1 protein-coding gene is annotated in these 1,750 nt (G+C 77.9%); it reads left to right on the forward strand.

Annotation, left to right across the window (positions count from 1 at the left end):
• Positions 1-1,499: D-alanyl-D-alanine carboxypeptidase/D-alanyl-D-alanine-endopeptidase (gene dacB / locus PYV61_RS25015; RefSeq protein WP_275836601.1), on the forward strand; the 1,499-nt coding region annotated here is incomplete at its 5' end.
• Between the last annotated feature and the right edge of the window lie 251 nt (positions 1,500-1,750).

Consider the following 1,750-nt stretch of genomic DNA (forward strand, 5'->3'; position numbering starts at 1 on the left):
GCCGCGCGCCGACGCCGACGCCCGCCCCGGCCCCCGCGCCCGTCGCGCTCTCGCCGCTCGAGGCGCTGCGCGCCGCCGCCGACTCGATGCTCGGCGACCCGCAGTTCGCCAACGCGCGCTGGGGGGTGCTGATCGTGCGCCCGGCCACCGGCGACACGCTGTACGCGCGCGACGCCGACCGGCTGTTCATGCCGGCCAGCAACCAGAAGCTGCTCACGGGCGCCGCCGCGCTGGCCACGCTCGGGCCCGACCACACGTGGCGCACCGCGTTCGTCGCGCGCGGCCCCGTGCGCGACGGCGTGCTGCTCGGCGACCTCGCGGTCGTGGGCGGCGGCGACCCGACCGTGAGCGACAAGATGCGCGGCGACGCGATGCAGCCGCTGCTCGCCGTCGCCGACTCGCTGAAGGCGCGCGGGATCACGCGCGTCGCCGGGCGCCTGCTCGCCGACGGGAACGCCTTCCCCGACGCGGTGCACGGCTTCGGCTGGGCGTGGGACGACCTGGACGAGCCGTACTCCGCGGGCGTGGACGAGCTGTTCTTCAACGAGGGGTTCGGCCGCGTCGTGATCCGCGGCGGCGCGCGCCCCGGCGACTCGGTCGCGGTGCGCGTGGCGCCGTCGCCGGGCGCGCTGCCGCTGCAGGTCGCGGTGACCACCGTGACGCCCGGCGTCGTGGGCGGCGGCACCACCGCGACACGCGTCGTGCCCCGCTGGGACGCGCGCGCCGGACGCCACGTGCTCGAGGGCGTGGTGTCGGTCAACGACAGCGCCGTGCTGACGCTGGCGCACCGCGACCCGTCGGCGGCGTACCTCGCCGCGCTGGGCGAGGCGCTGGCTGCGCGCGGCATCACCGTCACCAACGCCCGCCGCGCCGGCGCCGACACGCTGGTCCCCGCTGCCGGCGGCGACACGCTGCTCGTCCTGCGCTCGCTCCCGCTGCGCGACGTGCTGCCGGTGTTCGAGAAGCCGTCGCAGAACCAGATCGGCGAGATCCTCCTCAAGACGATGGGGCTCGCCCGCGCCGGCGTCGGCAGCGCCGACAGCGGCCGCCGCGTGATGGGGCGCCAGCTCGAGCTGTGGGGCGTCGTCCCCGAGCGCGACGCCGTGATCCGCGACGGCAGCGGGCTGTCGCGCCACGACTACGTGACGCCGCGCGCGCTCGTGCGCGTGCTCGACGCGATGCGCCGCGACCCGAACTTCCGCCTCTTCTACGACGCGCTGCCGGTGGGCGGCGTCGACGGCACCATCGGCGCCCGCATGCGGGGGACGCCGGCCGCGGGGAACGTGCGCGCCAAGACCGGCACGCTCGACAAGGCGCGGGCGCTCTCGGGCTACGTCACGACCGCCGACGGCGAGCTGCTGCTCTTCAGCTTCCTCTGCAACAACTACACGGTCCCCACGCGCCAGGTGGACCGCGTGGCCGACGCGATGGCGTCGCGGCTGGCGACGCTGCGCCTCGCGCCCCCGGCCGCGACGACGCCCGCCGGAGGGGCGCCCTGAGCGACGCGGCGCGCGCGCGCCTCGGCGTCGCCGAGGCGATCGACGTCGCGCACGAGGGGGTCGCGGCGCTGGGCGCCGAGTCGGCGCCGATGCTCGAGGCGCTGGGGCGGGTGCGCGCGGAGAACGTGGTCTCGCCGGTCGCGCTCCCGCCGTGGGACAACGCCGCGATGGACGGGATCGCGGTGCGCGCCGCCGACGTGGCGGGCGCGCGCGCCGCCGCGCCGGCGCAGCTGCGCCTGGCCGGCGCCGGC

It is taken from the genome of Roseisolibacter sp. H3M3-2 (assembly GCF_029211165.1).
In the GTDB taxonomy this organism is placed as follows: Bacteria; Gemmatimonadota; Gemmatimonadetes; order Gemmatimonadales; family Gemmatimonadaceae; genus Roseisolibacter.